Here is a 23,964-nt window from a genome sequence, read left to right on the forward strand (position 1 = left end):
AAGGGCCGGCAATTATTGCGTACATCACCATTTCAACCGGCGTGAATGGCGTTCGCATTGTCGACGGCGAAATCGACCGCGCCACTTATGGTTTCGAAAGTAGCCGGAGCGCATCGCTATAGGCGGCTCTATGCTGAACCAGATAGGCATTCCGATCGATCGAATCCGGTGGCATCTGGAAATCTTGCCTCGCAAGAATCCGTGGTTGCCAGAGCTTGTCCATGCCGCGCTGGGCGATGTTGGCAGGCTATGGGGTGGGCTGGCCCGCCTCCGCCAACGACGCCAGCGTCATCACAAGGGTGGGCAATAGCGAATGGCCGCCTTTCTGCTCGCGACGGCGGTGATGAAAGCCGCATAGCTCCAGGCCAGATTTTTGGCTGATGTTTGCGCGCCGGTTGTCTGATCAAATTGCTCCGACAATTCTCCCGAGGCTGGCGTATAGGCCCGCACCATCGCCATGAACATGTCGCCGCGATGCAGGCACGCTTTGAATAGCCCTTCTCTCGATAGCGGCTCAACCGCAGCAGTATCGAGGACTTGAGACGATTGGGCGAGCATTTCAGTTAAGAGCCCTGGATTTTGTTTCGAAATAGGGATCGTGGCGCCGCCGCCGATCGCTTCCGCAAAGCGGAAATAGAATTGCGCCGCGCCGAGCGTAGAAAAATAGTACGCGCCGCCGCTGTAGTAAACGTCGCCGGCATAACGACCCATGGCGGGAGCGCAATCCGAGCCGCGCCCCTCGTTGATCTGGTACTCTTTTGCGAAAAGCTGTTCGAGCCGACCCAACGTGGCGAGCGCTTTCGGATCCAGTACGCTGTGTGCGCCATTCGTCCGCGCCGCATGGATCACGCCAAGAGCTACGGCAATGTCGAGGCGCGTCGAAACCGCGACGCCCGATGATTCGGATCCGTCGGCGACGCAGCCAACGTAAACTCCCTCATCAGCATCAAAATGATCGTCGAGACGCCGAGCGATTTCTTCGGCGGCCAATCGGTAATTTCCGGCGCGCGTCCTATCGCCGCTCGCATCCATCCACGCCGCGCCATCAGCGAGCGCGGCAAACTGGACGACCCGCGTGTGGTAATGATGAGCGAAACTCTCTTCCCAAAGGTCGAAGCAAGGCTCCTCCCAATGCCGAAGCGTGTAGTCGAGATCGTGTTCGAGGAGCGCCCTTATGGCAGCCTCATCCGCGCGTTCACGAAATGCCTCGAGCCGCCAGGAACGCAAGACGCTAAGGGCGCGCAGCGCCGGGCCGTCATTTTGCGGGCGAGCCCATCTGATTATGTCCAGTGTGCCGTCAGGATTGTAACGAGCCTCCCCGAGCGTGCGATCGCCGTGAATTTGATTAAGTTCGTCCTCGGTTCGAGCGTGTTCGAGAAATGATGGATCAATCGCCCGCCGAACCTTGCCAGAAGAAAAAGCGCGACCGTCGAGCTGACAAAGTCCAAGGCTAAAGTTCACGAAGTCGACAAGATGCTCGATCGCGTTCGATTCGAGCGTCTGCTCCGCAATCAGCACGCGCAAGGCGTCAATGATAATTGCCGAGTCACGCAACCAATGAAAAAAATAATCTGGATTTGGATCATAAGAAGCGAGCTCGGGCGAAGCCAGCACGGATCCCCGCGCCGGCCGAATGGCCTGACCAAAATGCGGCCGCTCCTTGATGAGATCCGTCGCGGAAACGGCTCGAAGCATGGCTTCGACGGAAAATCTGTATTGGCGCGCCATCCACTCGCAAAGCGCGCTGTTCGAGCTGTTCGCTTGTTGGTCGCCCCTTGAAACTTGCGAGATTCCCATATCAAGCCTCAGGTTACATCTCCGCTGCGAAATCCCAGTCGGCGCAAACCCGCCTGCACGTCGGGATCTTTCATGAACAGGCTCCATAACAGGCCTGTTCGGTAATTTTCGATCATCGCAACGATAGGGCCCTGATTGATCGCGGAATAACACTTCGAAAACCAGTTGATATCCACGCTGAACGCATCGGCGAAGCCGAAACGACCCCAAAGTTTGCCGCCAAGTCGTTCGTAAAAATGCCGCATGGCGCGAAGCGCCGCATCCGGCGCATAGGGAAAGCTGGACAAAGCCGCGGTCGGCGAAATGACGCCGTTGTCTTCGTCGGGCGCGTGCCGCCTGCAACACCGCCCTGCGACATTTCCGCACCCATAACCACAACCGCAAGTGAATTCATCAGGCATATGCACGTTGTAGCCCTCTGGGTCGTCACTCGCCGTAAGTCCCCAGCAGGACGGTCCGTAACCCTTGTGTTGTCCCGGATTGTGAACGCAATGTTCAAAATTGATTTGCACATGATGTGTATTCTGTCGCCAGTAATCGGCATAAATGTCCTTGAGTCCCCGCGGATCCAGGCCGCAAAATGAATAATGGCTGAAGAACAGCGGTCCGCCAAAAGGGGGGCCGAGCGGTAGTTCGACGCCATAGTAGCCTTTGCCGTTCAAAAAGCCGCGGCCCTGCGCCCAACCGTCGTGATAGACGGACGCGTCGATTGCATAGCGCGGCGACGCCGCGGCGAGCACATAAGTCAATAGGCATTCATTCCAGCCGCGTATTTCATGGGCGAGGCTGAAGCCATTATTGGGACTCCAATGCCAATTCAACACACTGCGTCCATCTCGAGTGTGCCAGTTCCACTCCACGTCACGCCACAAACAGGTGATGCGTTCGCGCAGACGTTTTTCAACCTCGTTGTCCTGATCGAAATACTGCCGCGCGCACAGCAAGCCTTGAAAGAGCAGCGAGGTCTCGACGATGTCGCCGCCATCGTCCTTCCGGCTGAAAGGTATAACGGCGCCGGTGCTTCCATTCATGAAGTGCGGAAAATGGCCGTGAAAACAGGGCGCGCGCTCCAGCAGATCTAGCATGAGCATCAGGCGTGTCGCTGCGCTCTCGCGGGAAATCCACGCCCGCGATGACGCAACGATAATGGCCATGACGCCGAATCCTGACCCGCCGATCGCGACGATGTCATTTTCAGGGTCCGAAAGAACGCCGACGTTGTCGCGCGCGAGGCCGCTGGCCGGATGCGCTCCATCCCAGAAGTAGAGAAACGTCTGTCGCTGCACGAGCTCGAGCAACGCCGCATCTGACAGGGTCGCCTCTTCTCGTCCGGAGTCTTCACGTTCCATAGCGGTTGTCATCATCGAGACTCCTGTTCGGCCCTTGCGGTCCTGTCGCGTTAGTACGGGCTCGCGAAAGCGGCATGCTCGGGGTTCGGCGGCGAAAGACATGGCAGGCACGGGCGCGCCAAACATCGGCCATGCGGATTCTTGCTCAGATACAGTATGCGCGTGTAAAATTTGTCTTGGGCCTGAGGCCCGCTGATATGAACCAAGGCCGTTGTCGCTAATTCCTTCTCGAAGATCTCGAATAGCGTTTTGCGCGCCGCCGCAGGTAGCGATTCAATCGCTTCATCGACGATGACCCAGCGCGGCTTATGTAACAGAACGCGCGCGAAGGCGAGGCTTTGCTGCTCCGGCTCGGTCAGCTCCTTATCCCACCGCGCGAGGCGATCAAGCCAACATGACAGATGTGCGAGTCCGATTCGCGCCAGGACGTCGTGGAACTCAGCCTCCGTAAAGCTGTGGAGGGGCGCCGGGTAAGCAAGCACTTCGCGCAATGCGCCTTCGGGAAGATAGGGCCGCTTCGGCAGGAACATCATGCGCTGCGACAAGGGCAAACTAATTCTGCCGCTTCCCCAAAGCCATAGGCCCGCTATGGCCCTAAAGAGGTTCGTCTTGCCTGAGCCCGGCGCGCCAACGATCAAGACACGGGCGGGAGCGTCAATCTCGACATGCGATTCATTCAACTCCGTGCAACCCGAAGGGGAGACGACGCACACATCATTCAGCCGTAGCTTTTCCTCGCGTGCTGTCACAAGATCAACGCCGGCCTCTCCCTCGCCAACCTTATCCATCATCGTTAATGCATAACGAAACCCGCCGACACGGAAAAGCGTCGCCCGCCAATCGGCGATAACGCCAAAATTGTCGACGAACCAGCGCAAGGATTGCTGGACTTGGTTGAACGCCCCGACCGCCATGAGCAACCCGCCGAACGAAAGCTTTCCCGAAAAATATGCCGGGGCCGCCACGACAATCGGCGCCGCGATCGTGAACCATCCGTAACCAGCGGTTACCCAAGTAAGGTTCGTCGTCGCGCCCACGAGTCGTCGCAGAATGTCGGTGAGGCGTCCAAGTTTCTGATCAAGGCGATCTTTCTCTTCTGTCTCGCCGCGATAAACCGCGATTCCATCCTTATGTTCATTGACATGGACGAGGGAAAATCGCAGGTCCGACTCGCGGGCGTAACGCTCCGCATTGAGATGGATGAGGGGCCGGCCCACGCGCCAACTCGCCCACGACGCCGCTCCAGCGTAAAGAAGCGCGGACCACACCATATAACCAGGGACAGAAAAGCTTTTGCCCTCCAACTCGAACGTCACTCCTGCCGACAGACCCCACAGAACTCCGATGAAGCTCGCGAGGAGAAGCGCCGCCTGGAACAGGCCGACGCCCAGATCTGTCGAGAGTTCGGCCAAGTGGCGAGCGTCTTCGTGGATACGCTGATCCGGATTCTCTCCAATGTCGCCCATTCCCGCGAGCAGAAAGGCCCGTTTCGGCATGAGCCACTGCGCGAACAGGTCTCGCGTCAATCCTATCCGCAACTTCAGCTTCGCCAACTGATTGAGCCAGGTCTGGGCCACGTTTAGCACCAGGAGTGCGCCAGCGAGCCAGGCGAACACGAGCAACTGCGCGCCGAATGCGCCTAGATCCTTACGGGAGAGCGCGTCGTAAAACGGTTCGTTCCACGCATTCAGCCTGATCTGTGCATAGGCGGTCGACGCGACGACGACGACGAGTCCTCCGCCGATCAAAAACAATTGGCCGAGCTCGCGTGAGCCATAGTAGGCCCGGAATATCGTTGCGATCTGGGCGGCCAGTCCGTCGCCGGGGCTGGACCGGTCGGCGATGCTTCGATTCGTTGTCTCAACCTGCTCCGCCATCGATCCTTACCCCCGTCCGCTGGCGCCGGTACGATAAGACGAGTTTTATGAGAAGGAGATGGAACAGCGTTTCGTAAAAGCGCCCGCCATCGCTATCAAATTTGGGGATTCACCCCCCCCCGCTCTTGACCGACAAGATCAAGGGGAAGATTTGGTCGACCCAAACAAAGTCGAGCATCGCCATGAATTACGTCGACTCCCTTCTCGCCAGTATGACCCTTGAAGAAAAAGTCGGCCAGCTCAATCTTATCGCGGCGGGACAGGCCGTGACAGGACCAAATCGTACCTGCGGAACGACCGACGATGTTCGAGCGGGAAGGATTGGCGGCGTCTTCAATCTTTGGGGCCGGGAAGAGATCAACAGCTTTCAGAAGGTCGCGGTCGAGGAAAGCAGGCTGGCGATCCCCCTCCTTTTCGGTCTCGATGTCCTGCATGGATATAAAACGATCTTCCCTATTCCGCTGGCCGAAGCCTGCGCGTTCGATCCTCGCCTTTGGGAGCGGACGGCGCGCGTGGCGGCTGAGGAGGCGGCAATCGATGGAATCGATTTGACGTTCGCGCCGATGCTCGACGTCGCGCGCGACCCGCGGTGGGGCCGGATCGCGGAAAGCCCGGGGGAAGACCCACTGGTCGCGGCGAGGTTCGCCGAAGCGAAAATTCGCGGTTTTCAGGGACGAAATTTGGCCGCGGAAACCTCGATCGCCGCGACCGCCAAACATTTTTGCGCCGGCGGCGCCGCCACGGCCGGGCGCGACTATGCGGCGGCGGATATTTCTGAGCGTTCGCTGCACGAAGTCTACCTGCCCCCTTTTCAAGCTGCGGTCGCCGCGGACTGCGCTGCGATCATGCCCGCCTTTAACAGTGTGGCCGGCGTCCCTATGACCGCACATGCAGCGCTTTTGCGCGGATTTCTCAGATGTAAGCTCGGTTTTGATGGCGTCATCATCAGCGACTACGCGGCGATCGCGGAACTTGTTCGACACGGCGTTGCGAAAGATCTGATCGACGCGGCGGCGCTTGCTTTGAGGGCGGGCGTTGATATTGATATGGCGAGCGGGGCCTACGTTCGCTACCTGCCCGAAGCGATGGCGCGCGGCCTGGTCGAACACGAAGATATCGACTCCGCGGTGCGGCGCGTTCTTAAGCTTAAGCAGCGTCTTGGTCTATTCGACAATCCGTATAAACCTGTCGCGCCAAAGGCAAAATTTGCGCAGGCCTGGAGTGGGCCCCTCGGGCCGGGCAGAGGTCATGCCGCTGATTTGACCGCCTGCCGGGTGTGTTGATCCTCGAACTGCTGGGGGCTCAGATAGCCCAGCGCCGAATGCAGCCGGCGCCTGTTGTAAATGTCGTCGATGAACCGGGGAAGGCCCTCGGTAACGTCGTCGAATGTTTCGTAAGCCATCGGATAGACTGCTTCAATCTTTAGAGTCTTCATGAAGCTCTCGGCCTTGGCGTTGTCATAGGGGTTGCCCCGCCTTCCCATCGATCCGATAAGCCCATGTTCGGCAAGCACCTCACGATAGCGCCCGGCGGCGTATTGCGAGCCGCGGTCCGAGTGATGCACGCAGCCTGGGGGCGGCTTCCGGCGCTCGATTGCGGCCTTGAGGGCGGATATCGCGAGCCGCGCGTCAATTGCGCGGCTGATAGCGTAACCAACCACGAGGCGCGACCAAGCATCGAGGATCACGGCCACGTAAGCGAAGCCCCCAACGATCGCGACGTAGGTGATGTCGGCGACCCAAAGTTGGTCAGGACCGGACAGAGCCATGTCCCTTGCCAGATTGGGAAAAATTGGCTGGTCGTGATCACTGTCAGTCGTCGTGACGTAGCGCCGACGGGTTCTTGGTTGGAGATCGTATTCGCGCATGAGTCGCCGAATTTTCTTATGGTTGACGACCATTCCTCTATGGCGCAGCTCGGCGCGGACTCGCCTCCATCCATAATTTTCACACTCCTCGCAGATAGCTGCGATCGCCTCGACAATCGCGATGTCATCCGTAGGGACCTGCCGGGTGTCGTAATAGGTCGAGCGTGCGATACCCATCAGCCGGCATCCTTCGGCAACGCTGAGCCCCCGGGGCCGACAACAACGGATGTATTCCCGCTTCTCGGCCGCGGAGTGCTTTTCAGAGCCCCCTTTAAGAACTCCAATTCGAGCGCCTGCTTGCCTACAAGACGTTCCAGGGCGGCAATCCGAGCCTCGTATTGCTGGAGAAGGTCGGCCGTCTGAGCGTCCTCGTCGAACTCGCCCGCTTCATATTTCTGGACCCAGACGCGGATCAGGTTCCGGCAGATGTCATGGCGCTTCGCTAGACCATGCAGCGTCTCTCCGGCCAGGTATTCCTGGGCGACTTGGCGCTTGAACTCGACGCTGTAGGTGCGGTGTTTGGCCATGGCTTTCTTCCTCTGAAAGCCCGGCATACCGGTCAATCGTTAAGCTCGCCTCTGCCCGGCCTCAAGGGCCCACTCCAACCAACCGGGAACTGGCATTGGAGGCAGCTCGACGCGCAATCACACTGCTATCTAACCGCTCTATTTTACCGCTCGCGGCTCATGTGCGCCGCATTGCGGTCATCGGTCCTCTCGCTGACGCGCCCGCGGAAATGCTCGGCCCCTGGTCAGCGGCCGGCGATCCAGACAACCCCCTCACGGTCCTCGACGGTTTGAAAGCCGGATTGCCGCAGCGCGAAATTTTGTTCCTCGCTGCCGGGAGCATCGATGGTCAGGATATAGGCGGCATAGGGCCAGCATGCAAATTAGCCGCAACGGCGGACGTAGTCGTGCTTTGTCTTGGCGAAGCCGCCGGCATGAGCGGGGAGGCGGCAAGCCGGGCAAATCCGGGCTTGCCTGGACGTCAACGCGAACTCGCCGCAGCGGTTCTCGAAACCGGCGCCCCCGTTGTCGCAATTCTCTTTTCCGGACGGCCATTGATGACAACTTGGCTCGTCGAACGCGCGCATGCGACGCTTGCGGCCTGGTTCCTGGGCGACATGGCGGGACAGGCGATTGCTGACGTGCTGACCGGCCAAGTCAACCCGACAGGTCGACTTCCGGTCACCTGGCCACGAGACGTCGGTCAAATTCCGATTTTCCATGCGGCGCGATCTTCGGGACGTCCTGCCGACGCCGCCAATCGATTCACCAGCAGATATCTGGATCTCTCCAACGAACCACTTTTCCCTTTCGGCCACGGGCTATCCTTCAGCGCGACAAAACTCACAAATTTGCGCGCCGATCGGACCGAATTTACGCCGACAGATGTAATCGAGATACAAGTCGACGCCGCCAACGTGGGAACGATCACGACAGAAGAAACGGTCTTCCTCTTCATTCACGATTGCGTGGCGCGTGTGGCCCGCCCAACCATGGAATTGAAAGCCTGGGCCAAGGTCGCATTGGCGTCCGAGCAAACCAAGACGATCACGTTCACGCTGACGGCCGATTCCTTTTGTTACCTGAACGAGAGTTTTGGTCCGGTCGTGGAGCCCGGAGAATTCGACATTATGGTTGGCGTCAGCGCCAACCGAGAGGCGCTTCTCTCCATACGGGTCCGCGTCTGCTCTTAAACCTCAGCAGCGAAGAGCAAAGCGAGCGCGCCCTTGCCTTTGGCGGAACAGAACGCGCCGGATAGATAGTCGTTGTCGTAACGCAACGGCGTTCCGACATGGGGCCCCTGATACTCGACGCCGATTTTCGCGAAATTTCACAATGCGCGCGAAATCGCGTGGATGCCCTTAATTCCCGTGCCGAACCGAGCAATGGCGTCGCGGTTCCTTTCCAATTCGCCATATGGCAAGTAGCGCACCTGCAAATCGGCGACGCGACTGAATGCTGGCCGCCGGAGTTGTGATCGAACCTCTTCTTCACGCGCATCGGGGGCAACGAGAAAAAGTCCTTCCGCTGCATGCACCTCGTTGCTCAAAGCCAAGTCGAGCATGCGTACGATGCCAGAGTAGATTGACGTCGTGTGTTCGACTTCGAACGCCGCCATTACACGCGTGCGTTCCCTATCGACCCACAGGATGTCAATTAGACGGATTGAGTCCGCCCCCGGAGCGCTTTCGACTGAAATGGGAAGGCAGTCTAAGCACCCTTTTCCCAGTTGCTCTCCGCCGTGGATACGGCCGCGATCGTTTGCGGCAACCCAAACCTCATAGCCAAGCGCCCGACCGAGGTCCCTGAGCCAAGCCTGAACTTCAGTGTGTGTGCGGTCGCCTTCCGGCTCTACACCCACGGATGCAGCGAACTTCTTTGCTGTCTCACGGGCAGTTAATAACTCGGCAAGCCAAGCCTCGCGCGCCGCCTCATTGTCTGCGGCTGGGGGCGCGAGATAACGGCCCGCGCCAATATCAAAGAGAAAACCCGCAACGGCGCCGAGATCGTTCGACAGAAGATCGCGGTATGACTCGTTGAGTTGTAGCATCCCTGCTCGCATCGCGAGGTATTGGTCCCATCGACCGAGTTTTACCTTGGATCCAGTTACTGAGTTGAAACCTCTGACGATCGCCGTGTTGAAGGGCGGCATCAATGTGGGGTGCAAAAAATAAAGGAGATTTGCTACGGCCGGCCCGAGACCCTTGATGGCGAGTCGGTCGATCGCTTCAATCCCGGCAATGATCGCCTCCGCTGAGTTGCAACACGAGCAATGATGGAGGAGGCGGCCGAACGCCTGCTGGTTGCTTTCGCTTTCGTAGATGTCCGGGATTCGTAGCTTTGGCTTCCAGAGGAAAGCGTGGTCGGCGCCTTTAAAGATCTGACGTTGCTCCGCGATCGAAGCAACAACCGTCTCAAGCGACGAACCTTTATAAACGTTGCCAAATCTTCCCGCCTCGATCTCCTTGACGACCTGCGCGATGCCACGTCTGATAGACCGAAAATTCTTGAGGCGTTCCTCCCAAAGGAACCATGACCTGTAAGTGGCGCGGGGGTCTTCTCGCCAACAAATAATCAAATCGCGAAGAAGGTCCGACAAGAAATTCTCCTTGCCTCTGTTTTTCGTTCTCGGCCTGCTTTAGCAGCGCACGAATTGCTTACCCTACTGCCGGCGATCCAACAACGTTTATGGCGCAAATTCCCGATGATCTACATCCCTCGGTTAGCGCCCAACCATGGATTGTTGTTCCTCCAGTGAGCCGGCAAGCGCTCAGGGGCAGTCTGGCAACCAACGTAGTTCGGGCGTTGTTGCCCCTTCCTTGCGCTAGCTAATTGCCCGCCAAGCCTGCCGGCTGTCTTGTCCTCGCTGCCCGAGTCGCTTCAAATATTAGAACTTTGCCGCGACGGAGACTGGCGCCGCGTCAAAGCGATGCGTCCATCCTGCCGTGATCTCAAATGAACTCAGGAAAAGCGTTATGGTGCGCATATGGTTCGGCCCCAGCGGCGTCCGCTCGATGCCCGAGACCGTGCCCCGCGGCGAAACGACCGCAGCCAAGTCAATCGAGGATGACGGCGTCACATAATAGCTGAGGCCGCCGCTAATGTGATGCTTCGTCACAGCCGGCGCCAGAATATTGAGTGTCACGTCGCGAGGGTTGATGGGATTGGTGTTGTAGCTATAGCCCAGTCTTAGGGCCAGCTTATCAAATCCTCTATATTCCCCGCCCACTTTGATCACGTTGATGTCACGCCACCCAAATCCGGGGCCGCCCATTGCCCCGAGCAGAAGCTGCTCGGTCGATGAATTGCCAACCGAGGGAACTTGCGAATAGAAAATATGCTTCCAGTCGGCGAGCAGAGTGAAGGTTGGCAGAACGTCATAGGCGACGCCAGCCGTCAAATTCGCGGGGATATCGAAGTCGCCTCGATTGGCGAAGAGCCCCTTGTAATTCTCGAAGGGCGACATCCAGATCGGCGAGGAGCCAGCGACGCCAACCCGGAAACTGTCGGTCAATTTGTATTGAAGGCCGGCGCGCACACCCGCGCCAACGGACCAATTGTAACTGTGGTTGGTGAGTTGCTCCGGGGCCGAGGAGAAGGGCGCGAAGATCTCAAGACCTCGGGCTTTGAAAATCTGGACAGCGAGCACCGGCGCAAAGCCTACCGAGAGCCTTCCGAAGCTCTGTGCATATCCAGCGGTGATGAAAGCCTGATTGAGATCAACTCCGGAGTTCCTACCACAAAAGACGCCTGTCTTGCCGCAGAACGGGCTTGGGAACGCCTGGCCGGCATAATCGGCGGAATAGGTTGTGTTCATGCCGCCGTTCCCGTAGACGGCGACGCCCCATGCGGAGGTCTGGTTGAAGCGCTGGCTGTATCCGTCGTTGGGAATTGGGAAGAGCCCGCGCCCGCTTTGGACATAACCGGGAGCCACAAACCCGGGGCCAGAAGTCCAGTAGCCACGATCCGGCGAAAAGGCGGTGAGCCCGAGCGTATATTGGTCCTGCACATCCACGAGGCCGGCCGGGTTGATGGACAGGGCGAGCGGATCCCTCGAATCCGCCGCGCCTGCGCCGCCAACGGCCTTTTCGCGCGTGCCATAGCCTTCAAGGAAATATCCTTCGGTGGCCATTGCGGAATGCGCGCTCAGTGCTGCTGCGGCCAGGAGGGAGGCGGCGGCGCGGGAAAACCGAATCATTGGGGGACACCTTCTTCTTGCTTCATTAGTATAGTTAAATTCTAGAGTTTATAGATTTTGTATGTAGCTTCTCTGCAACACCGGAGATAGAATGGCTTAGCGAAAAGGGGGCTGCTCTCTAGATCTCTCAAATTATGGGAAAAACTGGATGCAAATCGACTGGGTGCATTTTTCTCCGGTTAGCGCGCTCGCCGGTGGCGCGCTGATTGGGATCTCCGCAGGCCTGACAGCGCTTCTCCTTGGCCGAATAGCCGGGATCAGCGGCATCGTCTCGGGGCTGATTCCGCCCCGCTCCAATGACGCCGACTGGCGGCTGGCCTTCCTGCTTGGCCTCTTCGCGTCGGCTTTCCTGATTGGCTGGGCCCTTGCGCCGGCTCGACCGGTTTTCCAGACCGCTTACCTACTGACCGGTTTCGCCGGCTTTCTGGTTGGCTTTGGTTCGCGCCTCGGCGGCGGTTGCACGAGCGGACACGGCGTGTGCGGCCTGTCTCGCCTCTCTCTACGGTCAATTGTCGCGACGGCTACCTTTATGGCGTCGGCGATGGCCACCGTGTTCATTGTTCGCCACGTCGCTGGCTGAGAGGCGAAAATGCGAATTTTGATTGCTTTCGCACTCGGCGCCCTGTTTGGCCTGGGTCTGTACGTGGGCGGCATGACGGATCCCGGCAAGGTGCTGGGATTCCTTGACGTTCTCGGGAATTGGGATCCTTCGCTGGCCCTCGTGATGGGAGGCGCCGTGTCGATCGGGCTCGTTGCGTTTCGGATTGTCTCTATAAAGGAAACACGTCTGGCAGGATGTTCCATCCAGCCGCGGTGGGCCCAAACGATTGACCGAAAGTTGCTCTTGGGCGCAACTATTTTTGGCATTGGCTGGGGCCTCTCCGGCATCTGTCCGGGCCCAGCAGTTTTCAACCTGGGGCTTTTCGACCCCCAGGCCGTGCTGTTTTTCTTCGGAATGCTCGCGGGAATGGCGACGGAATGGGCGTTACCGTTCTTCGGCACCATCGACCTCCAAGGGGCCAAACAAGATGGGTAGGCTTTTCCCGCCCCTCACGTAATTCCGGGGAAAAGCGGCATGATTGGCAGCTTCTTGGGTTCGATGCGCGCCCGCCTGAGTCTGAGCGAATTAGTCACTCTCGATCGCCACATCAGTTCCAGCGCCCATGGCGATGCACCCATCCGCCGCCGCCAAGGTTGTAATAAAGGAACTGTTCCCCCGATCGCTCGAGAAGCCGCTAGTGGGTCGCTTCAGCGAATCTGAATAGGCGCTTCCCCCAGCTGGATATCCCTGATTCGCTAGCGCCATTGATTCGACGCTCGGGAGGCGAAGATGGCGCGGGAAGCGATTGGGGTGAAGCGGTATGTGGTGCGCTTGACCAGCGAGGAACGGCCGCATCTGGATGAGCTTACCCAAGCCACGCAAAACGGCTCGCTAGCTAGGGCCTGTCATCAATTGGGGGCTTGATCCTCACATAACCCTCCAGATTCCCAAGATTGGTTTTGCGTGATTCATAAGCGGTCGGCCGAATCGGAGGGGCCGACCGATGGCGCGTCGTCATTCTCTGCGATGATCAATGGGAGCGCATCAGGAACTTGCTTCCCGGGCGCAAAGCGACCGTCGGCGTGACTGCCAAGGATAATCGGCTTTTTATCGAGGCGGTGCTGTACCGGTATCGCACGGGGATACCCTGGCGCGATCTGCCCAAGCGTTTCGGCGATTTCCGCGTTGTGCACTTGCGCTTCAGCCGCCGGGCCAAAACCGGCGTTTGGGCCCGGGTTTTTGAGCATTTGGCGCAAGATGCCGACAATGAATATGCCATGATCGACGCAACAATCGTGCGCGCGCATCAGCACAGCGCCGGCGCGCAAAAAAAGACGGCAACGACCAAGCGATCGGCCGCAGCAAAGGCGGATTGAGCACGAAAATCCACGCTACGGTCGACGCGCTGGGCAATCCGACCCGCTTCCATCTCACGCCCGGACAGGCGCATGATCTCGAGGGTGCCGACGCGCTACTTGCCGACAAGGCCTACGCCGCCGACGAGGGGGTGATCGAACCCTTGCGCCACGCCGAGATAGAACCGGTCATTCCCACAAAGGCCACCCGCAAAGAGCCGCGCCCTTACGACAAAGACCTCTATAAAGCTCGCAGCCTGATTGAAAATTTCTTTTGCAAGCTCAAGCAATTTCGGGCCATCGCCACGCGCTACGACAAGACGGCTCGAAATTTTCTCGCCGCGGTCCACCTCTCCGCAGCTATCGTCTGGCTCAATTGATGACAGGCCCTAGGCCAGTGAGCCCAAGTCTTGGTAGAGTAGAAACGGCGCCTGTGTGTTTCTCTTCCCCAACAGCAGGGACTGCTAGCGGTTGCAAATCCAGACCCAGCCACGCCGGAGATCCCAATTCCAGCAGACACTGTGCCTGTGGCGTCCCTCCTGTTGGCTCCAGTCCCTATGCAAATGCCGATAGTGGCCGCCAATGTGCGGCATAGCGCTATGCTCGCGATTCTCGTCACTTTGCGCCATAGCGGGCGCGTTCGCCGCGAGCAGCGAGGCGACGATCAAGTGCGGACGTCTACGCATTTTCTCCCCCGTGTCAGGCTCGCCGTGCTCCTGTTGAAGAGCAATTTAGCTTTGCATTTGCGACGCCGTCCATCAAATTTGATAGGCAGCTGCCTGTGCCCTTGATTAAACATCCTAGCCCACGCCACCTACCTTTCACGGTAAGCATAGGCACAGCCGCATAGCCATTTGGCCGCGCATAAGACTATCGTCAGGTGGTTTTCGTCACCTCGCGGCGCGAGTTCGGAAGTCCCGTATGTCGCGATCGACGCCGCCACCCGCCTAGAGGGTGTTATGCACCTTGGATCATGAAATCTGCTGCGCGCTTGAGCATGAGACATGCGAAGGCGACGACGTGGAGTCCTGCGAGGGTCTGAGCATAGCGCTCGTAGTCTTTGACGAGCCGCCTGCATCGCGTCGCCCAGGCGAATGAACGCTCGACCACCCAGCGCTTGGGCAGCAACACGAAGCCTTTTTTGGCCTCGGCGAGTTTGACGACGCAAAGCTCGGCGCCCTGCGCCTTTGCGGCCTCGGACGCCTTTTCGCCGGTGTAGCCCTGATCGACATAAACGAGTTCGACGCTTTCGCCTGTCACATCCTGCACGGCTGCGATGAGCTTGCCGACCTCGGCGCGGTCATCGACATTCGCCGGCGTGACATGCAACGCCAGCAAATGGCCCAATGTGTCGACTGCCATGTGCAGCTTCGAGCCGCGCTTTCGCTTCGCGCCGTCATAGCCCGCTCGTGGGCCGCTCTCAGGGGTCGAGCGCAAGGTGCGGCTGTCGATGATCGCCGCCGTCGGCTCCGCCGCCCGCCCGGAAGCGACGCGCAACTGGGCGCGCAGATCCTGCGCAAGCGCCTCGAACACGCCCGCCGACAGCCAGCGCTGCGATTGCTGATACACGGCGAACCATGGCGGCAGATCGTTGGGCATGGCGCGCCAGGCGATGCCGTAGCGCAGCACGTAACGCAGGCCGTTGAACAGCTCGCGCAGCGAATGTTGACGCTGCGGCGCGCCTTCGTCCATGAGCGTCAGATAAGGCGCAACCAGCGACCATTCTTCGTCGCTGACGTCAGACGGATAAGGTTTGCGAATCGGAGACATCCGATTCTACTAAGACAATCAATCACCAAAGTACATAACACCCTCTAGCCTATGTCGAGGTCCTGCCCGACGAGAGAAAACAGTCGACCACGGGCTTCCTGATTCGGGCACTCGTTGGTTCAGAGCCCGCGGCGTCTAGGTCGAGCGCGTCACGACTGACAATGGCTCGGGCTATGTCGCCAGGCTCTTCCGCAAGGCCTCGCACATCCTTGGCATGACAGTCGCTCGGCGTTGCCCTTGCGTCCAACGGAGGCCAGTCGGCCGAAAATGTACGCAACAGGACGTCGCACGTTCCTTCATCGCTCATCCCGCGCAGCAGGAAAGCTGCTTCACATCTTTGTTATAGGTCTGCGACGCGAGTTTGAGCCCGTCGACTATTGTGAGATATGGGAAAAACTGATCGGCCAATTCCTGCACGGTCATTCGGGCTCGAATGGCGAGCGCCGCAGTTTGAATGAGTTCCCCTGCTTCCGGCGCGACTGCTTGCACGCCAATCAAGCGGCCCGAGCCAGCCTCGGCGATAAGATGATGAAACCGCCGCGCGTCGAAATTGACGCGCGTGCGGTACATTGTCCAAAGTGAGCAGGCCGCTATCGGTCTCAATGCCGTCGTGATGGGCCTCCGCCTCGCTGTAGCCCACGGTCGCAACCTGTGGCTCGGTGAACACCACGGCCGGCATTGCGGTCAGATTGAGGGCGGCTTCCCCTCCCGTCATGTTGATCGCCGCGCGGGTCCCAGCCGCCGCGGCGACGTAAACGAATTGTGGGCAGGTCGGTGCAGTCGGCCGCAAAGATGCTCGGAGCGCTGGTGCGCATCCGCGCGTCCGCGATGATGGCGCCCTGCGCGCTGACCGCCACGCCCGGAGTTTCCAGCGCGCCCGTCACGTCGGTCTCTCCCGAGTGGTATTTTCTCGGCGTTAACGCCAACAACGCCCCAACTGCTTTGGACTTTCGGATCCGCGCGGGGTTGTCGATCGCCGTTTTGAAAGTGATGGCCACGAGCGGACCCACACCCGGGACGCTCATCAGCCGCCAAGAAATCTCGTCCCGGCGCACGATCACCAGCATCGCCTTGCGCAGCTTCGAATACTCCTTCCACATAGCGGCGCGCGCGGCGAGCATTGCCTCGACGATCTGCTCCAACATTGCTTGACCGACGCACTGCTCGCTCACGCGAGCCTCGAAACCGTTGCGCGTCGCCACGCCCATCCTCAGCCCGAAGCCGCGCAAAATGCCGCGTATGCTGAATTCCACGTCCAGCAGCTTTCCCAGCAATTGTTTGCGCGCGACGAGCAGAGTCCGGACCTCTTGTGATGCTGGAAATTTACAATGGACTGGCCCAGCCCATCCGAAGGAGCTGGGCGATGCCGCGCGCGTCCCGTCCATCCGTTTTGACCGTCATCGCCGAAAGCGCCGCCTTCACATGCCGAGTCTCGAGCAATACCGCTTCGAAGCCGCTTTGGTCAGGCCGGCGTGCAGCCACCGCGAAAGAGGCCCAGCCTCCAGACCGATCCGCTCGATAGAAAGCCTCAGCTTGCGTAAAAAGGCGACGATGGCCTCGGGATGGCTCTTCACCTTCGCCTCCGTGATTATTTTCCCGGCTGCGTCGACGACGCAAAGGCTCGAAAGTTCCAAAGAGACATCGATTCCCGCCTAATGTTCAATGGCTTGTCCTCCGACCCGCATGCTTGAGGCCGGCCTCAACCAGAACCCCGTTCACAATGACACGGGGGGACAAGCCGCTGTCCTTCGCCATCAGGCTCAGGCCAGGGCCATTACGGCATCTAGACACTAACGGAAAATACATTTAGACTATGGTTTTAGTAAACTTATAGAAGGCCTGCCTATGTCACTCGCAGAACTCATCACTTCCACCAAATTGGTCATTTCGTCTGATCCGGCTCGGGCCCAAGCGCGCTTCGAAGCGCATCACGATCTGGTCGGCCCCGCCGAGGTAAGCGTTAAGGTCGGATCGGGGCACAGATTCACTGTCGACGAGCCGCAAATACTCGGCGGCGCCAACTCGGCTGCCAACCCAGTGGAATACGCCCTGGCGTCGCTGGGTTCTTGTCAAGCCATCACCTACCGAATATGGGCTGCCCAACTCGGGATCGCGCTCCATAAGGTCGAGGTGGAAATCGACGGCGACATCGATCTGCGCGGGTTCTTCGGCGTGGACGACCGGATTCGGCCCGGCTTCAGCGCCATCCATATTCGGGTTCACCTGATTGGACCCGAACGCGCTGAACGTTACGAGGAGCTCGCCGCGGCCGTCGACGCTCACTGTCCGGTGCTCGATCTTTTCCGCAATCAAGTTCCGGTAGACCGAAAATTGTGCGTCGGCAGACGGAAGCTTCGCTCGTCTTTTGATCGCAGCAATAAACCGGTCGATCCGGAGAGGGGGACTGCGACCACGATGTCGCCCTAAGACGAACGATAGAATGACCCAGCTACGAGTGCCGACAGCCGCGGCCACACGTCACGCGACTTCTCGGCGAGAGGGCTCAGCTCGTCGGCAGCCAAATTGACGCACGAAGAGCATATCGTCGTCGAGGCGACCGGCAACGCGCAGGCGGTGGCCGAAGCGGTTGCAACCTTTGTTGGCCGTATCGCGAGCGGTTCGTCTTCAGCCCGAAGGCCTGGCGCATGCCGGGGCGGGGCGGTGTCTGATCCTCGCATTGGTACGACCGTGTCGGCATCGTCACCGCGAAGGTCATATACGATCCTCGCTGACATCTTCCGGATGCTTGTCGCCCTCCAGGAACCGGATAAACGCCCCGAAGATCAGAACCTATTGCTCGACGATGGCCGCGAGACACGCCTCCTGACAGAGTGCCGCAAATCCCGCGAGCGCTTGCACATTCGCCTGGATCAAAAATCCGTCGGGATGCCCCTGGGGGCGATCAACGGCGATTACGGCGCGCCATTTCGCGAAGTGCGCTCCTAGGCGGCATTAGGCGTTCGCGCAGATGCGGCAGTTGCGGGCGGGAGGGAGAGAACGTGGCGCGGTGCGCAGCAAGCGGGTGAAGACGACCATAAGCGACAAGACGGCGTCTTGCCCGCAAGGCAAGGTGAAGCGGCGATTCGGGGGCGAGCGGCGGGAGGCGGCCGGTTGAAGGACGCGGGGGTCGAACTTTGCAGTCGGCAGCGTCGGGGATTCCGCTGGTGCTGTGTTGCGACGAGAAAAGCCAATGCCAAGCGCTGGAGCGCTCACAACCCAGTTTGCCGCTCGGTCCCGGCCATCCGCGCACGATCACGCATGACTACAGACGCCACGGCACAACGACGCTGTTCGCGGCGCTCGATTATCTGCAGGGCAAGCTGATTACGCGCACAGAGCAACGCCACACGCATGTCGAGTGGTTGCGCTTTCTCAAGCAGATAGACCGGGAGACGCCCAAGAGCTTTGAATTGCACCTGATCGCTGACAACTACGCGACCCACAAGCATCCTAAGGTGAAGGCATGGCTCGCAAAGCGTCCGCGCTTCAATATGCACTTCACGCCGACATCATCATCGTGGCTCAATTTGATCGAACGGTTCTTCGCTGATCTGACCGAGGATGTCATCCGATCGGGCAGCTTTGCCTCGGTAAAGGAGCTGGTTGACGACATTAACCCCTATCTCGCGGAACGCAACGCCAATCCCCAGCCCTATAAATGGACCGCAAAAGGCGAGGCCATCCTCGAAAAAATCAGCCGCGCCCGCAAGGCTCTCGAGAAAGCAGAAGCGGATGAGTTATTGGTCGCCAATTGAGAGTCAGGACACTCTCATGATTGCTGACAAGGGCCTTTGGCATAAGACTTGGCCCGCCGATTCCGATCGACGGCAGAGGTATTTGTACGACAGATATGCGGTGCAGGAGGCGGGACTTAAACGTCGGTCAACAATCTCTCATCCGCGGGTCGAACCGCATGACCTTGCTTCGTTTGGGGCTGCCTCTGTCTAGATAGCGAGCGTCAAAAAGCTCATAGTGTACACGAGGGCTCCCCGGCATTGTCCCGCCCCCAGCGCCGCATATCGCGCCGAGGCTGTTATCGTGTTCGCGGCCTCCTCTACTGACTGTCGTCAAGGAATGGTCAAGCCGGCTTTGGCGCGGATTGAATCGTGCAGGCGATCGACCAGATGAAGCCCACCATCTCGCGTGCGATGGCGACATTGACGACATTGGCGGTCTTGCCACGCGCGGTCAGCCGACGATATCGAGCGCAGAGCCGAACCTGCGCTTTCCATCCGATGTCGCGAACGACTTTTGGCAACGCCTCGATGCGATCGACCTTGTGACGGCCGATGCGCGGTTTCATTCGGTAAGCCCAGGCGCCTTCAACCAGCGCACGCCGGGCGTGGGCGTTACCGGTCTTGGTAATGCCGCCGCGTCGGACGGTCTCACCACTCGATCGCTCGCCCGGAACTAGGCCAAAATAGGCCATGAGCTCGCGCGGGTTCGAGAAGCGTGTGAAGTCGCCGACTTCCGCGACCAGCACCACGGCATTGATCAGCGCTATACCCCGCATCGCCTGCAAGGCGTCAACGACCGCGCGCAGATTCCATTCCGGGAGAAGGCTGAGGATTTGTTCCTCGACCCGCTGCAGGCGCCGTTCCGCATCCGTGACGGCATCGACATAGTCCTGAAACGCGATCTGCTGGGCGGGATGTTCGAAGGCCAACGTCGATAGCCATCGCCGGTAAGCCATGCGCCATGCCGTCCCACGCCCGTGCTTGCGACCGTGACGCAGCAGAAAACCTTGAAGATGCTGACGCGCACGCGTCACGATATGCCGGACGACACTGCGCAGACGGATCAAGTCGCGCATGGCTTCGTGATCGGTGTCAGGCACCCAGACGGGCGTCAACTCTCCGGCTCGATGAAGTCGGGCGAGCATGGTGGCGTCGCGACGATCTGCCTTCACCCGATCGCCAGACTTCACTGGAATCAGCGACGGCGCCACCACGTCGCAGCGATGACCGAGGCTGGTGAGTTGGCGATGAACACCATAACCGCACGGTCCAGCCTCATAACAAAAAATCAGCGGCTTGCCGGGAAGACCGAGACGGCTGCACAACTTGCTAATTGCGTGGGGATCATTGGCAATCTCGCCAAGGTATTCCACTGCCCCAGTGCGGCCGCTCTCCGCCACCGCAATCGAGAGCCGTTCTTTGTGAATATCCAAGCCAACAAATCGGGTATGTTCCATTCGGCCCGTCTCCTATGCATGAGGCTCTGTGCCGGCCAGCCGGCCCAACCCTCGTACCGTTGCATATCGGATGACGGGCCACCCTCAGGCCCAGCAATCATAGGGTCTAGTTGCGCCTTGCGTGTTTACCACTTTGTAGGGTTTTCTCCCAATCAGATATGTTTATTTCCAGCAGCTTTTCGGGCCCGCCGGAGGGAACAGCCCCCTTTGCCAACACGACATAGGGAACGGTGGCCATCGCATAACCAACAGAGCCCTCGAGAACGGATTCATTCGTGACCCCGACGAAAATTTTGCTGTATCTGACGCTTTGATTCTTTCCAACGCGTATCACGCTTTTAGCTAGATTCTCGCGCACCAGATGAAAGTACTGTTCCTCTGTTTCGTCGATGGTGTTAGCTTTAAATTCACCGCACAGTTCTATGATCACGTTTGCATTGATTTTACGATCCTCGGCGATGGCGATAGCGAGGCCACACCAAACATTTGTCGGCCCGAGGGCGGTGATTTCCTTATGGGCAGCGACGACATGAGCCCCAGGAAGCAATGGAAATCTCGGGCGGTCCCGTGTCCCAAAGAGACGGGAGCCTGCGTCCAACAGCGGATCGAGAGAATAAACGGGAATTATGCTGTTATCCGATACCGTCACCTCAAATAGCTTGCCTGGCCCGCCCTTGGCAATGTCGGCTGCCTTTGCAATGTCGAAGCCCCAAATCGCACCATTAGTTCCGCTAAAAGAGGAGGCGACTATTAGGTTGATTTGCCCTATATACGCGCCGGACGCTTCGGCGCGGTCAAAAGCGACTGTTCCATCCAAGCCTTCCCCCTTTTGACCTGGTATGACTAATTCTCTTGACGCTTGTCCCGCGTGGAGTGTGACAACAGAGACATAGCCTAGGCCACTGGCGCCCGGATTACCGTATCCGTCGCAATGAATAGAAAAGGGCCCTACTGCACCTTTAACAATTTTACTCAGAGACAGAGCCGACGACGATGTTTCACGGAAGGTCTTTGTACCTTTGCTATCATTTCGGGCTTCCGCAAGCTCGCAAAAGATTGTCATCGCATAAAAAATTGAGAAAATCGTTCTGAGGGCCGGTTTCGTTTGAATTTTCCAGCGCTGCAAAATGCCAGCGCACCACCTCGCTAAATGCGTGCTGTTGCATCTCATTCGGAATGCTCCACCGATTCGGAGTTCGCGAAAGCTTATTGCTCTTCGCGAAGCATGTGGATAGGACTTCTATTCCTCATCTGTTCGATCAACGCAGGACAATGATTGACGCCGATGAGGCGCGCGAGTTTGTCAGGAGTGATGGAGTTGATTGACTACATGGTGGGCGTCTACTCGGCGCACGTCAAGTCGCCCGCTGCGGCCGAATATGACGTCGCCTTTCTGCTCGGCGCGCCGGCGGTCAATGAATGTTTCCATCTCAAAGCGGCGCCCAATCCGTCACGCGCGCGTTCGATCCAAACAGCCGTTATCGATTATCTCGATGCGCCAAATCGCGCCGCGGCTCGCGAGACCATTCGCTGGCGTTTTCGGCTCGACGACCCGCAAAGCGGTCGATGCGCCAGCGAAATCATGGCGACATGCTCGCTGTCGACACGACCTGCGGTGAACAAGCCTTCGCTGAGCCCGATGCGGTCGACGATCCACGATTTCCAGCTGCTCAAGAGAACACAGGAGATGCTGGACGATAGCGCTCGCGAGCTGAACCCGGCCGCACAAGGTTGGCTCGCCTACCATGGGCGATATACGCGTTCGGCACTCTATCCCCTTGTTCGCTACATCGACCAAACGCGCGCAAGTGATCAGCGTTGAGACCTGCCGAACCGTTGGCTGCCCATTTGCTCCAGGTTTAAATTTCGTACGCCTCTGCCAGAGGGACCAAAATCGATTTTCTCTCTCTGCGGTCAAGCTGTGACTTAACCCCCAATCGATCAGGGGCGCAACGGGAAGTGAAGAAGAACCAAATAGGCTGCCACAACGCGCGCAATCTGGCGCATTCTTGCAATTTGGCACAACGTGCCAGCTTGGGCTAGGTTGGACGCCAAGGCCATCAACCCGGCCCCGCCCTTGGCGGCGTATTCTAACGCGTGCCTCGGCTGAAAAATCGGGAAACCCGACTTATCCAATGGCGACTTCCCTAACGCGGATTGCTCTCTTGCACTTGGCCCCGACTCCGGGCGCTTTGGAGCAAAATCAGCAACTTGTCGAAACCGCGTTGGCGGCTGCGGCCGATGCGGGCGCAGAGTGGGTCATTACGCCAGAACTCGTGACAACTGGATATGAGTTTGCCGAGCACATAGGCACTGACTGGATTGAGAGCCAGCCAGACTTGTGGGTTCAAGGCATAGCCGCGTTGGCGCTGCGACGTCGCCTCACCGTATTCCTGTCTGTTCCGGAGCGCGACGGGGAAAAGCTGTATAACAGTATGATTGCCATCGACCGGAGAGGTCGGATCGCCGGGCGTCACAGGAAGATCAACGCATTGCGTGTGGGTGCGGAGTCCTGGTCCACACCAGGTGAAACCATTTCCCCTGTTAAAATCGACGGATTTGGCCTTGTCGGCATGCTTATATGCGCCGACGCGTTCACGCCAGTCATCGCGGCCTCCCTTGCAGATCAGGAGGCGCGTGCACTGGTTTCGTCCGCCGCCTGGGGACCTGGGCTTCATGGTCCGGATGGAGAATGGGAGGCAGTCAGTCAGGCGACATCGCTGCCCATTTTCGTTTGCAACCGCACCGGCCAAGAACGCCAGATGGACTTCACGATCGCACAAAGCGTCGTGGCTAATCGCGGGAGACGAGTCGTAAGTTTCACGGCGCCTCGAAACGCTATCTTTTTGGTCGATTGGAGCTTCGAGGGAAATCAGCTTGCTCGGTATTCCCAAATAACTCCGCTTCCATAACGCTCAGCGGAATCAGATAGCAAAAACGTGCTTACTTCAAACGGCGGCGCAAAAGCCCGCGGCAAGTGCATCGCACCACTGTCACGCAAATTGGGCAGGTTTCTTCCTTACTGACAAAGTCGCACTATCCATCTGCCCGCCCCGTCGCGCTGATGCGAAAATGCAACGCTTCAGGACTGCTCGAGGCACCCTCCACAAAACGGCTTGACTAAACCGGCTGGCTTCGGCCTTTATAGGCCAGATGGTTCCCTTCGGGGATCAAAAGGGAACTCGGTGCGCGCTGCATAGCGCTATGCCGAGGCTGCCCCCGCAACTGTAAGCGGCGAGCCTTAGAGCCAAAAAGCCACTGGGGAAACCTCCCTGGGAAGGCGGCTTAAGGCGGCGACCCGTGAGCCAGGAGACCTGCCATCAATCGTGGTCACGCGCGAAAGCGTCGGGCGGGGTGCACCGAAGCGGTCAAAACTGTCGCTGAGCGTCAAAACGCAAAGCGACAGGGATAGACCTTTCGCAGTGACGGCCCACGTTGCTGCGAGTCTCGGCTCATGAAATCCCTTCTCCCGACAGCTGCCAAAGACGGCGTTCGCGGCGCCGTGCGGCG

Annotated in this window: 19 protein-coding genes, 3 pseudogenes and 1 riboswitch; of the genes and pseudogenes, 9 read left to right on the forward strand and 13 right to left on the reverse strand. The window is 58.8% G+C overall.

Annotated features, from left to right (window positions below; genetic code table 11):
• Positions 1-291 precede the first annotated feature (291 nt).
• The 3 genes from MET49242_RS01375 to MET49242_RS01385 are packed head-to-tail and all read right to left on the reverse strand — an operon-like array spanning position 292 to position 5,023.
• Positions 292-1,884 (reverse strand): glycoside hydrolase family 15 protein, encoded by a 1,593-nt coding sequence (locus tag MET49242_RS01375; RefSeq protein WP_084678823.1) that lies wholly within the window; start codon positions 1,882-1,884, stop codon positions 292-294.
• A complete protein-coding gene (locus MET49242_RS01380) occupies positions 1,806-3,161 on the reverse strand; it encodes a glucoamylase family protein (RefSeq protein WP_244430631.1) in 1,356 nt (451 codons plus the stop codon). The genes MET49242_RS01375 and MET49242_RS01380 overlap by 79 nt, the downstream gene beginning before the upstream one ends.
• A gap of 35 nt (positions 3,162-3,196) precedes the next feature.
• On the reverse strand, positions 3,197-5,023 hold the full coding sequence (locus MET49242_RS01385) for an ABC transporter ATP-binding protein/permease (protein WP_051133916.1): 1,827 nt from the start codon (positions 5,021-5,023) through the stop codon (positions 3,197-3,199).
• Positions 5,024-5,205: 182 nt separating this feature from the next.
• Between MET49242_RS01385 and MET49242_RS01390 the strand changes: the two genes are divergently transcribed.
• Positions 5,206-6,306 (forward strand): glycoside hydrolase family 3 N-terminal domain-containing protein, encoded by a 1,101-nt coding sequence (locus MET49242_RS01390; RefSeq protein ID WP_084678840.1) that lies wholly within the window; start codon positions 5,206-5,208, stop codon positions 6,304-6,306.
• On the opposite strand, the gene MET49242_RS01395 is transcribed toward MET49242_RS01390, so the two are convergent.
• Positions 6,270-7,175: an IS3 family transposase gene (locus tag MET49242_RS01395; RefSeq protein ID WP_371212511.1), complete on the reverse strand. Its 906-nt coding sequence runs from the start codon at positions 7,173-7,175 to the stop codon at positions 6,270-6,272. The two genes, MET49242_RS01390 and MET49242_RS01395, sit on opposite strands and share 37 nt — an antisense overlap.
• Complete coding sequence (locus tag MET49242_RS01400) at positions 7,067-7,417, reverse strand: transposase (RefSeq protein ID WP_036280074.1); 351 nt, start codon at positions 7,415-7,417, stop codon at positions 7,067-7,069. The genes MET49242_RS01395 and MET49242_RS01400 overlap by 109 nt, the downstream gene beginning before the upstream one ends.
• 95 nt (positions 7,418-7,512) lie before the next feature.
• Between MET49242_RS01400 and MET49242_RS01405 the strand changes: the two genes are divergently transcribed.
• Complete coding sequence (locus MET49242_RS01405) at positions 7,513-8,589, forward strand: glycoside hydrolase family 3 C-terminal domain-containing protein (RefSeq protein WP_256378561.1); 1,077 nt, start codon at positions 7,513-7,515, stop codon at positions 8,587-8,589.
• Positions 8,590-8,726: 137 nt separating this feature from the next.
• On the opposite strand, the gene MET49242_RS01410 is transcribed toward MET49242_RS01405, so the two are convergent.
• Together MET49242_RS01410 and MET49242_RS01415 are read right to left on the reverse strand one after the other, a co-directional pair.
• On the reverse strand, positions 8,727-9,995 hold the full coding sequence (locus tag MET49242_RS01410) for a hypothetical protein (RefSeq protein ID WP_036279877.1): 1,269 nt from the start codon (positions 9,993-9,995) through the stop codon (positions 8,727-8,729).
• 288 nt (positions 9,996-10,283) lie between these two features.
• Positions 10,284-11,594 (reverse strand): OmpP1/FadL family transporter, encoded by a 1,311-nt coding sequence (locus MET49242_RS01415; protein ID WP_036279880.1) that lies wholly within the window; start codon positions 11,592-11,594, stop codon positions 10,284-10,286.
• 148 nt (positions 11,595-11,742) lie between these two features.
• Between MET49242_RS01415 and MET49242_RS01420 the strand changes: the two genes are divergently transcribed.
• The 3 genes from MET49242_RS01420 (at position 11,743) to MET49242_RS23775 (ending at position 13,870) form a co-directional block, all read left to right on the forward strand.
• Entirely contained in the window at positions 11,743-12,174 is a 432-nt protein-coding gene (locus MET49242_RS01420) for a YeeE/YedE family protein (RefSeq protein ID WP_036279883.1), read from the forward strand.
• A gap of 9 nt (positions 12,175-12,183) precedes the next feature.
• Positions 12,184-12,630, forward strand: coding sequence for a DUF6691 family protein (locus tag MET49242_RS01425; protein ID WP_051133918.1), 447 nt, complete (start codon positions 12,184-12,186; stop codon positions 12,628-12,630).
• A gap of 491 nt (positions 12,631-13,121) precedes the next feature.
• A protein-coding gene (locus tag MET49242_RS23775; protein ID WP_256378562.1) for an IS5 family transposase occupies positions 13,122-13,870 on the forward strand; the annotation gives its coding sequence in 2 pieces (ribosomal slippage) (positions 13,122-13,457 and positions 13,460-13,870; 747 coding nt in all).
• A gap of 577 nt (positions 13,871-14,447) precedes the next feature.
• On the opposite strand, the gene MET49242_RS01440 is transcribed toward MET49242_RS23775, so the two are convergent.
• The 3 genes and pseudogenes from MET49242_RS01440 to MET49242_RS26000 all read right to left on the reverse strand — a co-directional run.
• Positions 14,448-15,260: an IS5 family transposase gene (locus MET49242_RS01440; RefSeq protein ID WP_036279258.1), complete on the reverse strand. Its 813-nt coding sequence runs from the start codon at positions 15,258-15,260 to the stop codon at positions 14,448-14,450.
• 303 nt (positions 15,261-15,563) lie between these two features.
• Positions 15,564-16,135: pseudogene (locus tag MET49242_RS26480) on the reverse strand (mercuric reductase); the annotation flags it as partial.
• Positions 16,118-16,906: pseudogene (locus MET49242_RS26000) on the reverse strand (IS110 family transposase); the annotation flags it as partial. The pseudogenes MET49242_RS26480 and MET49242_RS26000, both read right to left, overlap by 18 nt.
• 199 nt (positions 16,907-17,105) lie before the next feature.
• Here MET49242_RS26000 and MET49242_RS01455 point away from each other — a divergent pair.
• Entirely contained in the window at positions 17,106-17,687 is a 582-nt protein-coding gene (locus tag MET49242_RS01455; protein WP_084678825.1) for an OsmC family protein, read from the forward strand.
• A 363-nt stretch (positions 17,688-18,050) separates the two neighbouring features.
• Here the strand turns inward: MET49242_RS01455 and MET49242_RS23785 are convergent, their stop codons facing one another.
• Positions 18,051-18,173: a fructose-bisphosphate aldolase gene (locus tag MET49242_RS23785; protein ID WP_244430648.1), complete on the reverse strand. Its 123-nt coding sequence runs from the start codon at positions 18,171-18,173 to the stop codon at positions 18,051-18,053.
• Positions 18,174-18,421: 248 nt separating this feature from the next.
• Here MET49242_RS23785 and MET49242_RS01465 point away from each other — a divergent pair.
• Positions 18,422-19,015: pseudogene (locus MET49242_RS01465) on the forward strand (IS630 family transposase); the annotation flags it as partial.
• Positions 19,016-19,338: 323 nt separating this feature from the next.
• On the opposite strand, the gene MET49242_RS01470 reads toward MET49242_RS01465, so the two are convergent.
• Together MET49242_RS01470 and MET49242_RS01475 are read right to left on the reverse strand one after the other, a co-directional pair.
• Complete coding sequence (locus tag MET49242_RS01470; RefSeq protein WP_036279892.1) at positions 19,339-20,454, reverse strand: IS110 family transposase; 1,116 nt, start codon at positions 20,452-20,454, stop codon at positions 19,339-19,341.
• A 106-nt stretch (positions 20,455-20,560) separates the two neighbouring features.
• Positions 20,561-21,625, reverse strand: coding sequence for a histidine decarboxylase, pyruvoyl type (locus MET49242_RS01475; protein WP_202804150.1), 1,065 nt, complete (start codon positions 21,623-21,625; stop codon positions 20,561-20,563).
• Between the two features lie 141 nt (positions 21,626-21,766).
• On the opposite strand from MET49242_RS01475, the gene MET49242_RS01480 reads away from it, so the two are divergent.
• Together MET49242_RS01480 and MET49242_RS01490 are read left to right on the forward strand one after the other, a co-directional pair.
• On the forward strand, positions 21,767-22,276 hold the full coding sequence (locus MET49242_RS01480; RefSeq protein ID WP_036279895.1) for a group II intron maturase-specific domain-containing protein: 510 nt from the start codon (positions 21,767-21,769) through the stop codon (positions 22,274-22,276).
• A 313-nt stretch (positions 22,277-22,589) separates the two neighbouring features.
• Positions 22,590-23,366, forward strand: a complete 777-nt coding sequence (locus MET49242_RS01490; RefSeq protein ID WP_036279902.1) for a carbon-nitrogen hydrolase family protein — start codon at positions 22,590-22,592, stop codon at positions 23,364-23,366.
• 225 nt (positions 23,367-23,591) lie between these two features.
• A riboswitch (cobalamin riboswitch) is annotated at positions 23,592-23,791 on the forward strand.
• Positions 23,792-23,964 lie beyond the last annotated feature (173 nt).

Origin of the sequence: Methylocystis sp. ATCC 49242 (genome assembly GCF_000188155.2) — a bacterium.
GTDB lineage: Bacteria > Pseudomonadota > Alphaproteobacteria > Rhizobiales > Beijerinckiaceae > Methylocystis.

Bases quoted from the DNA above. Each gene is read 5' to 3' on its own strand.
- MET49242_RS01375 (WP_084678823.1), bottom strand. From the start codon at position 1,884: ATGGAGCCTGTTCATGAAAGATCCCGACGTGCAGGCGGGTTTGCGCCG.
- MET49242_RS01380 (WP_244430631.1), bottom strand. From the start codon at position 3,161: ATGATGACAACCGCTATGGAACGTGAAGACTCCGGACGAGAAGAGGCG.
- MET49242_RS01385 (WP_051133916.1), bottom strand. From the start codon at position 5,023: ATGGCGGAGCAGGTTGAGACAACGAATCGAAGCATCGCCGACCGGTCC.
- MET49242_RS01390 (WP_084678840.1), top strand. From the start codon at position 5,206: ATGAATTACGTCGACTCCCTTCTCGCCAGTATGACCCTTGAAGAAAAA.
- MET49242_RS01400 (WP_036280074.1), bottom strand. From the start codon at position 7,417: ATGGCCAAACACCGCACCTACAGCGTCGAGTTCAAGCGCCAAGTCGCC.
- MET49242_RS01415 (WP_036279880.1), bottom strand. From the start codon at position 11,594: ATGATTCGGTTTTCCCGCGCCGCCGCCTCCCTCCTGGCCGCAGCAGCA.
- MET49242_RS01420 (WP_036279883.1), top strand. From the start codon at position 11,743: ATGCAAATCGACTGGGTGCATTTTTCTCCGGTTAGCGCGCTCGCCGGT.
- MET49242_RS01425 (WP_051133918.1), top strand. From the start codon at position 12,184: ATGCGAATTTTGATTGCTTTCGCACTCGGCGCCCTGTTTGGCCTGGGT.
- MET49242_RS01440 (WP_036279258.1), bottom strand. From the start codon at position 15,260: ATGTCTCCGATTCGCAAACCTTATCCGTCTGACGTCAGCGACGAAGAA.
- MET49242_RS01455 (WP_084678825.1), top strand. From the start codon at position 17,106: ATGTCACTCGCAGAACTCATCACTTCCACCAAATTGGTCATTTCGTCT.
- MET49242_RS01470 (WP_036279892.1), bottom strand. From the start codon at position 20,454: ATGGAACATACCCGATTTGTTGGCTTGGATATTCACAAAGAACGGCTC.
- MET49242_RS01475 (WP_202804150.1), bottom strand. From the start codon at position 21,625: ATGAGATGCAACAGCACGCATTTAGCGAGGTGGTGCGCTGGCATTTTG.
- MET49242_RS01480 (WP_036279895.1), top strand. From the start codon at position 21,767: ATGGAGTTGATTGACTACATGGTGGGCGTCTACTCGGCGCACGTCAAG.
- MET49242_RS01490 (WP_036279902.1), top strand. From the start codon at position 22,590: ATGGCGACTTCCCTAACGCGGATTGCTCTCTTGCACTTGGCCCCGACT.